At 62.4% G+C, this 8,001-nt stretch carries 11 protein-coding genes; 4 read left to right on the top strand and 7 right to left on the bottom strand.

The annotated features are described in order from the left end of the window. Positions 1–289: 289 nt before the first annotated feature. Together FJZ36_16915 and FJZ36_16910 are read left to right on the top strand one after the other, a co-directional pair. Positions 290–1,210, top strand: a complete 921-nt coding sequence (locus FJZ36_16915; protein MBM3216581.1) for a hypothetical protein — start codon at positions 290–292, stop codon at positions 1,208–1,210. Positions 1,211–1,375: 165 nt separating this feature from the next. Next, entirely contained in the window at positions 1,376–2,206 is an 831-nt protein-coding gene (locus tag FJZ36_16910; protein MBM3216580.1) for a tetratricopeptide repeat protein, read from the top strand. 70 nt (positions 2,207–2,276) lie between these two features. Here FJZ36_16910 and FJZ36_16905 read toward each other — a convergent pair whose 3' ends face one another. From FJZ36_16905 to FJZ36_16875, 7 genes are all read right to left on the bottom strand, one after another. Then, positions 2,277–2,582 carry a peroxiredoxin family protein gene (locus FJZ36_16905; protein MBM3216579.1) on the bottom strand — a complete coding sequence of 102 codons (306 nt, stop codon included), beginning with the start codon at positions 2,580–2,582 and terminating at the stop codon, positions 2,277–2,279. A gap of 27 nt (positions 2,583–2,609) precedes the next feature. Next, a complete protein-coding gene (locus tag FJZ36_16900) occupies positions 2,610–2,846 on the bottom strand; it encodes a redoxin domain-containing protein (protein ID MBM3216578.1) in 237 nt (78 codons plus the stop codon). Between the two features lie 37 nt (positions 2,847–2,883). Next, positions 2,884–3,552 carry a cyclase family protein gene (locus FJZ36_16895; protein MBM3216577.1) on the bottom strand — a complete coding sequence of 223 codons (669 nt, stop codon included), beginning with the start codon at positions 3,550–3,552 and terminating at the stop codon, positions 2,884–2,886. Positions 3,553–3,627: 75 nt separating this feature from the next. After that, entirely contained in the window at positions 3,628–4,377 is a 750-nt protein-coding gene (locus FJZ36_16890; protein ID MBM3216576.1) for a pentapeptide repeat-containing protein, read from the bottom strand. A 261-nt stretch (positions 4,378–4,638) separates the two neighbouring features. Continuing rightward, entirely contained in the window at positions 4,639–4,953 is a 315-nt protein-coding gene (locus FJZ36_16885) for a glutaredoxin family protein (GenBank protein ID MBM3216575.1), read from the bottom strand. Between the two features lie 178 nt (positions 4,954–5,131). Continuing rightward, the gene (locus tag FJZ36_16880; GenBank protein ID MBM3216574.1) at positions 5,132–5,374 is read right to left on the bottom strand and encodes a hypothetical protein; all 243 of its coding nucleotides are present in this window, start codon (positions 5,372–5,374) and stop codon (positions 5,132–5,134) included. Between the two features lie 6 nt (positions 5,375–5,380). Next, positions 5,381–5,572: a hypothetical protein gene (locus tag FJZ36_16875; protein ID MBM3216573.1), complete on the bottom strand. Its 192-nt coding sequence runs from the start codon at positions 5,570–5,572 to the stop codon at positions 5,381–5,383. Between the two features lie 301 nt (positions 5,573–5,873). On the opposite strand from FJZ36_16875, the gene FJZ36_16870 reads away from it, so the two are divergent. Next, positions 5,874–6,272 carry a type II toxin-antitoxin system Phd/YefM family antitoxin gene (locus FJZ36_16870; GenBank protein ID MBM3216572.1) on the top strand — a complete coding sequence of 133 codons (399 nt, stop codon included), beginning with the start codon at positions 5,874–5,876 and terminating at the stop codon, positions 6,270–6,272. A gap of 130 nt (positions 6,273–6,402) precedes the next feature. Next, positions 6,403–8,001 (top strand): site-specific DNA-methyltransferase (locus tag FJZ36_16865; protein MBM3216571.1); only part of this gene is annotated, 1,599 nt, incomplete at its 3' end.

Here is an 8,001-nt window from a genome sequence, read left to right as displayed (position 1 = left end):
AGACCGCCTCTATCGACTCAGCCGGGCAACCAAAGGCTATACCAAGCCTCCCCATGCTCATCGCGTCCGTCGCCATGATCATCGTCCACATGGGGTGGGCGTAATACCAACGCACGTTGAGAATACCGCCCACGACGCCGGCTGGACTTCATTTCGTCATCTCTGGCATCCTCATGCTCAAACGCGTTGTCGAACTCATCATCTGAAGTCCACAGCAGGCTCCAGTACGACGTTTGAGGCATACGCCGCTTCACGAGTCGCAGGGCAACCTCGAAGGATTGACAGCGACATGCCAACGACCATGACCGTCCGGGGCTCTATCCCGTTGGAACAGCTTGGGCGCACGCTCGTCCACGAACACGTCCTCTGCGACTTCATCGGAGCCGACAAGACCGACCCTAGCCGCTGGGACTCCGACGCCGTCTACGGAGCGATCCTGCCCAACCTCAAGGCGCTCAAGGCGCAGAGGTTCGACACGTTTGTCGACTGCACGCCCGCCTACATCGGACGGGACGTGCGCCTGCTCCGACGCCTCTCGGAAGCGGCGGATATCCACATCCTGACGAACACCGGCTTCTACAAGGAGCCGTTCCTTCCCGCCCGCGCCTTCGAGATGACCGCCGACGAGCTCGCCGACGAGTGGGCCCGCGAGTGGGAGCGCGGCATCGACGGAACCGACATCCGACCCGGGTTCATCAAGATCGCCGTCAATCCGGGGAATCTGGTCGAGGTGCAGCGGAAGATCGTCCGCGCAGCGGCAAGAACCCACCGGCGGACGGGTCTGACGATCGCCTGCCACACCGGACACGGCGTTGCAGCCCTCGAGACGATCGAGCTGCTGCGCGAAGAAGATGTACCCCTGGGTGGCTATGTCTGCGTTCATGCGGACAGCGAGGCGGATCGGGAGTTCCACCGGAAGATCGCCGAAGCCGGCGGCTGGGTCGAGTACGACTCGGTCGGCTGGCGACCGGCGGAGTTCCACGTGGACCTGGTGAGGTGGGCGCGCGCCGAGGGCATCGGCAACCGCGTGCTGCTGTCTCAGGATTCGGGATGGTACTACGCGGGAGAGCCGGGAGGCGGCAACATCCGTCCGTACACCTTTCTCGCCGACGATTTCATCCCGGCGGCCGTCGCGGCGGGGATACCTCGCGACTGGATCGAGGGCGTCCTGACGCGTAGCGCCCAACGCGCGTTCGCGGTGGCGTCGTAGTTTGAAATCGCCCAGGTTTGCAGTAGTATTGCTCTCGGAGTTCCGCTCCGCATCCTGCCGGTCGTGAACGGACGTGCTATGCGCCCGACGCTTGAGATGGCGGGATAATCGATCAGCCCCAAGGCAGTCGGGGCGCAGGTCTCTAGCGAGGTAAGGAAGCACCTGATGACCGAGAACACGACGGGAAATGTCCAAGGCGATCCGCAGGAGCTCTCCGCCCGGTTTGCGGAGCGGGCGCGTCGCTACACGCAGCGCGGCAACTACGAAGCCGCCATCGAAGCCTACCGCAACGCGCTCACCTTGACTCCCGAACGGCTCGATCTCTACTTCGAGCTCGGCAACTGCTATTCCGCCGTCGCTCAGCACGACAACGCCATCGTCATGTATGAAGCCGTCGTCGAGCAGAACCCCACGTGGGCGGAAGCTCTCTACAATCTGGGGAACGCTTACCTGCAAATGGCGCAGTTCGAGAAGGCGGCGGAAGCCTACAAGAAGGCGATCGAGATCAACGAGAACTTCGCCGAGGCGCACGACAACCTCGGATGCGCCTACAACAAACTCGGGCAGTTCGCCGAGGCGGTCGCGTGCCACCAGAAGGCGCTCTCGATCAACGAGGAGAGCGCGGCGACCTTCGACAACCTCGGATACGCCTACTTCAAGCTGAACTCCCTCGACGAAGCTGAGAAGGCGCATCGCCGCGCGATGGAGCTCGACGGCGACGACGCCAACCTCGGATACGCCTACTTCAAGCTGAACTCCCTCGACGAAGCTGAGAAGGCGCATCGCCGCGCGATGGAGCTCGACGGCGACGACGCCAACGCCCACTACAACCTGGGACTCGTCCACGCCGCGCGCGGCAACCAGAAGGACGCCCTCGCCTCCTTCGCCGCCGCGTTCGAGCGGGAGCCCGGGCTCAAGGAGCTCGCGGCGGGCGACGAGGACACCAAGAAGTTGCGGGGAACCCAGGCGTTCATCGATCTCATCGCGAGCAAGTGACCCGGTTCGGTTCCGACAGACAGAACCCCCGGCGGCGTTGGGTCCGTCGGGGGTTTCGTGTCTTGAGCGGCTACTTCGGGAGGGCGTCGAGCTGCTCGAGAACCGCCGCGATCTTCGGGCGGTCCACCTTCCCTTCTCCGACGTACTTCCAGCGGATGATGCCCTCACTGTCGATCACGAACGTCGCGGGTTTGGAGATGTTCGCCGTCGGGTCGAGCACGTCGTAGGCGATGATGGTCGCCCGGTCGCCGTCGCTGAGCATCGGGAACGACAAGCCGTACTGCGTTCGGAACTCCTGCGAGTCCTCCGGCGTGTCGACGCTGATCATGACCAGCGACGCGCCACGCGACTCGTACTCACCGACGGATCGTTGCAGCTCGCCGAGCTGCCGCGTGCAGTACGGTCACCACTTGCCCCGGTAGAACACGAGCACAACCGGCTTGCCGCGGTAGGATTCCAGCGAGACGGCGCCTCCGTCCGTGTTCTCAAGCGAGAACGCGTGAGCGCGGTTCCCCACCCTCGGTCCCACGTCGACGGCGGGCGTCGGCGGCGTCTCGACCGTAGGCGGCGCGGCTCGGTTCGCGCACCCGACCACGACCCACAATGCCAAGAGCGTTCCGGCGAGACGGTTCCGCAGCATCCGATTCCCTCCTTGTGTGCTGCCTCCCGCAGCGACGCTAGACGAACGCGAAGACGCGCGTCGGAGCCCCCGACGAGCCCGAGAGCTTCATCGGCGCGATGACGACGAAGAACGTGTCCGGCAGCTCGTCGAGCGCGCGCAGGTCCTCGACGATGGGGATGCCCTTCTCCAGGAACGCGTGGTGCGCCGGAAAGGCGTCGCGGGGTCCCCAGATGCTCTCGATGGCGCAGGCGTCCGTGCCGATCAGCTTGACGCCCCGCTCGATGAGCCACTGCGCCCCGCTGCCATCGAGCCCGATCCAGTTCCGATTGAAGATGGGGTCGGCGACGCGGTGCATCATGCCCGTGTAGAGAAAGACGATGCTATCGCGCGGGAAGCTCCCGCCGGCGTCCTCCCACTTCTGGAGAGCTGGGGCGTCGATCGTGTCGCCGGGGTTGAGGTGGGTCAGCGTGATGCGGGTCGCCACGCCGGTCAGGCGGCTCAGCTCGACGCGCTCGATCGTGTAGCCGTCGGGGTACATCAGCGAGGGCGTGTCCATGTGCGTCGAGCAGTGTCCGGAGATGTCGACGCGGGATTCGAAGTAGCCGTCCTTCTGCATGGTCGCGGTGTGGTAGAGCTTGGGGGGCCCGATGGGGAGTTCGCGGGGCGTGTCGGCGTCGATGACGTAGGACAGGTCGATTATGCGCATGGATCCAGGATCGCCCATGACATACCTCCAAAGAACGGCGAGCCGCCGAAATCCGGTCTCGGACGAAGCTGCTGGCGCACATGGCGATTGGGTCTAGTCGACGATCGTGATGCCGGCCTTCATAGGATCCAGACCGTTTGGGAACCGAGTCCAGCGATCGGCAAGTGCGCCTGCGAATGTCGCTCCATCGGTCTTGGTTTCGATGAGATTCGCGCCGAACAAGATAGCGCCCTGCAGATTCGCCTCCTGTAACGAAGCACCCTCGAGATTTGCGTCTAGGAGATAGGCGTTAGCCAACGACGCCTTCCGCAGTATGGAGCCTTTGAGTTGAGCGGACCGAAGAGACGCGCGCGTCAGGACAGCATCCGACAGATCGGCATCTGATAGATCGACTCGATCAAGAAGCGCATTGACTAGGCGAGCTCGACGGAGCTCTGCTTTCCACAGAATCGCTCCCTTGAGAGACGCACCGGAGAGAGTAGCGTTTTCCAGAGTAGCTCCCTGCAGGTCGGCGCCCGTCAAGTCTGCATTGTGGAGGTCCGCGCTGGGCAGAACGGCTCCGGCAAAGTCTGCCCCGCGAAGCATGATGCGGAAGGCAACCGCAGGATCCTGCGGATACGCCGCGAAATCGACGTGGCGATAGTCGGTCGCTGACGACGCGTCGTGACTCGACCGATATCCACGATACCACTCATCGAACTGCGGGTGCGTCCACACCGCGCGACTGGTTGAGTCGCTCTCTGACTGTGCCGGAATCAGCCGTGCGCCGATGACAAGACCGGCAACGACCAGGAATCCGAGCGTACGAACGCTGAGATGCCGGAGATGGTGTGAGCGGTTCATCAGGGGCACTCCCTGCTATTGCTACAAGAGCCGTCCGCGGCCGCGCGGAGCGATCATGTGTTCAATAGCAAGGCGTGTGCCGAGGCTATCCGCCGCATCGGACCGGGATCACTGCCCCAGATCGTGCATCCGGGCGGAAATCACGCACGTCGGCGATCCCGGTTGCCGTCCGGACACCGTGTCACTCTAGGCGCAACGAAGAGTCTCGTGAACCGCATGAGTACGGAGATTCTTCGCCTACGGCGACATGACCCGGTTGTGTCACGCCCGACGGCGCTTCCAGGCGTCTTTGAGCCGCCGCCGCAGCGCGCGTTCGTTCACGCGGTAGAGGGCGACCTGGTCGCCTTCCAGCTCGATGACGGGGATCATGAGCCGGTAGGTCTCGAAGAGGGCGGGGTCCGTCTCGATGTTCCAGTGGCGCACCTCGACGGGTACGCGCCGCAGCTTGCCGAGCACGCGGTCCAGCGCTTTGAGGGCATCGTCGCAGAGGGGGCAGTCGGGTTTCGAGTAGAAGTCGAGCCGCAGGACTTCGTCGGGAGGGGTCGGCATGGCGTCAGGACTGGCGGGATGCGGCAAGAAAAAGCCCTTATGGACGCGTTAACGCCCATAAGGTGCTATCCCCTAAGTGTCTTTCGCAATCGAACGTTACTCGACAATCTTTCGCACTATCGGCGGTTCCGAGCCATTTCTGAATGGCATCTTCGGGGGAATCGGAGGCGGATTTCGCGTCGGGAGCGTCATCCGAAGGAACCATCTATCGCCCTCGTCGCCAGCCCTTGGACCCGATGAGCGCACCGGCGAGCGCGCCCGTCGGGACGCCGATCACGAGGACGTTCAGGACGAGCCGCCCCGGATCGTGTTCCGCCAGCAGCGGTGTCCGGGTCGCCGTCAGGTAACCGACCACACCGCCCACGATCGCGCCTGCGACCATCCACCCGAGGGAGAAGACGCTGCCGGAGCGTTCGCGCAGCCGCTTCAGGAGCTTGGGGCTGATCATCCGCGCTCATCGAGTCCCGTTCGATTCGCTCCCCTTGCGGCGAGACAACGCCGTGAGCGCCATCCGGACGATGACGATAGCAGCGATGACGCCCAGTGTCAAGAGCGCCGCCAGCCACTCGCTCTTGGCGCGGGTCCAGTAGACGATCGCGCCGAGGGCGACGAGAAAGAGCAGCATCTTCGGCGGGATGCGGCGCACGGCGAGCTCCCTTCACGCGGCATGATCGCTCGGAAGCACGCTGCTTGGCAACACGTCGCGTTGCCCGCTCAATGCCATTTCATGAACGCGACGCGTCGGGCGCCGTACCAAGCCAACCAGCCTCGTCATTCCCGCGCAAGCGGAATCCAGAGACTCTAGGCTCCCGCTTCCTGGCCTCGTGAAAACGGGGCTCGCGGGAGCGACGGATAGGCGACGACAGGTTCGAGGACGAACGGTGTCGCGTCGGAGCCCGGTACGACCGTGTGGACCCCGTCGTTGGGGGACCGGACGCATTCATGAGATGACCGTGGTTGCCCGCCTTGATCGCCGCCCATCTGCGCACCATACTAACCATAGGAACGCTATCAACCCATCGAGTTCGCAGAGCAGGGAGACGACGATGCGGAGCGAAGTCAGCGCCATGGAAGCCCGCCAGCGGCTCGGCGAGCTGCTGGAGCGGGCGTTCTACCAAAACGACGAGATCGTCATCAAGCGCGGGAACAAGAAGATGGGCGTGCTCATCTCGCCGCGCGCCTACGAACGCTACTGCGAGCAGCGCGCGAAGGACTTCGAGGCGCTTGAGCGCATCTGGGAGGGCGTGGCTCCCATCTCGCAAGAGGAAGCCGACCGCATCGCGCAAGAGATGGTGGACGAGGTACGCGCGGAGGAGTCACAACGATCCGATGCGCGTCGTTCTTGACGCGAACCGTTTGTGAGCCCACTCATCCTGGCGAAGGCGCATTTCGTAACGGGACGTTCGTGACAGTCCGTATACGTCACGTAGATGCGCTCAGATTCGACACGATCCGCCTACTGAGGAACGGCGCAGCATGGGAACTGAATCGCCGAACAAAGTCGCCGCCGAAACGCCCGACCTCAACGCAGAACGACTTGCCGAACTGAGACGCCTCTTTCCCGAAGCCTTCACGGAGGGCAAGCTCGACGTGGAGAAACTCCGCGCCGCGCTCGGTGAGGGCGTCGAGTCGCGGGCGGAGCGCTACTCCTTCACGTGGGCGGGCAAGCGGGACGCGATTCGACTGCTCCAGATGCCGTCGCGGGCGACCCTCGTGCCCTGCCGCGAGGAGTCCGTCGCGTTCGACACGACGAATCACGTGTTCATCGAGGGCGACAATCTCGAAGTCCTGAAGCTCCTCTACAAGTCCTACGCCGGGCGGGTGAAGATGATCTACATTGACCCGCCGTACAACACCGGCAACGACTTCGTCTACCGCGACCACTACGCCGATCCGCTGGACGCCTATCTTCGCCTGACGGGACAGAAGGACGAGAACGGGAACCATACGTCGTCGAAGACGGAGACGAACGGGCGGTATCACTCCGCGTGGCTCTCGATGATGTTTCCGCGGCTGTTCGTCGCGCGGCAGTTGCTAGCCGAAGACGGTATCTTGTTCGTGTCCATTGATGACATAGAACAACCACGGCTTCGTATGCTTCTCGATGAAGTGTTTGGAGAGGAGCAGTTTATCGCCGCGTTCATCTGGAAAAGTCGGCACAATGTTGATAGTCGTGACAAAACGGGTGTATCTAGCGACCACGAGTACGTTGTCTGTTACGGCCAGAGAGTACAGGGAAAGGAGAAGGATTTAGGAAAGTACACCAATCCGGACAATGATCCGCGTGGACCATGGATGAGCGACAACATGCTCGGTCTAGCGACGAAAGACAAGCGACCGAATCTCCACTACGACTTAATCAACCCGGAAACCAACATCAACTACGGATGTCCGGAAAAAGGTTGGCGCTTCGACAAGAGGACGATGGCTCGTAAGATCGAAGAAAAGCGTATCATTTGGCCAGCGAGTCCTGACGGAAGGCCACGACACAAAAAGTTCCTGAACGAATTAGAGAGCCGATTTACCGGTTTTTCTAGTCTGCTGGATGTACCGACCACGAGCGCCGGAACACAGGCGCTTCGCGCTATCTTCGGCACTGAAGTTTTCGAATTTCCCAAACCTGTTGAGCTTGTAAAAGCATTGGTGAAACAGGGAAATGGTGAGGACGCAATCTACCTTGATTTTTTTGCTGGCGTCTGCCCACTTGCCCAGGCAATCTTAGAGCAAAATAGGAACGACGGTGTATCGAGGCGATTCATCGTGGTTCAACTCCCGGAGCCGACGCCAAAGGACTCCGTCGCGCGGAACATGGGCTTCCAAACGGTTGCTGACATCGGCAAAGAGCGTATCCGCCGCGTCATCGCGAAAGTCCAACAGGAACGGGACGAATCGCTCCCGCTGAACGGAAACGCCGAGGACTTGGGCTTCCGCGTCTTCAAACTCGCGGAGTCGAACTTCCGCCAGTGGAAAGCCGTCGAGGAACACGACTTCGAGACGTGGATGCGACAGATGGAGCTCTTCGTCGACCCGCTTCTGCCGGATACTGCCGTCGAAAGCGCGATCTTCGAAATCGCC

The organism is Candidatus Poribacteria bacterium, assembly GCA_016866785.1.
GTDB lineage: Bacteria > Poribacteria > WGA-4E.
The sequence above is the reverse complement of the archived record's forward strand: the minus strand, read 5'-3'. Positions and strand labels throughout refer to the sequence as shown.

Bases quoted from the DNA above. Each gene is read 5' to 3' on its own strand.
- FJZ36_16915 (MBM3216581.1), top strand. From the start codon at position 290: ATGCCAACGACCATGACCGTCCGGGGCTCTATCCCGTTGGAACAGCTT.
- FJZ36_16910 (MBM3216580.1), top strand. From the start codon at position 1,376: ATGACCGAGAACACGACGGGAAATGTCCAAGGCGATCCGCAGGAGCTC.
- FJZ36_16900 (MBM3216578.1), bottom strand. From the start codon at position 2,846: ATGCTGCGGAACCGTCTCGCCGGAACGCTCTTGGCATTGTGGGTCGTG.
- FJZ36_16895 (MBM3216577.1), bottom strand. From the start codon at position 3,552: ATGGGCGATCCTGGATCCATGCGCATAATCGACCTGTCCTACGTCATC.
- FJZ36_16890 (MBM3216576.1), bottom strand. From the start codon at position 4,377: ATGAACCGCTCACACCATCTCCGGCATCTCAGCGTTCGTACGCTCGGA.
- FJZ36_16880 (MBM3216574.1), bottom strand. From the start codon at position 5,374: ATGATCAGCCCCAAGCTCCTGAAGCGGCTGCGCGAACGCTCCGGCAGC.
- FJZ36_16870 (MBM3216572.1), top strand. From the start codon at position 5,874: ATGACCGTGGTTGCCCGCCTTGATCGCCGCCCATCTGCGCACCATACT.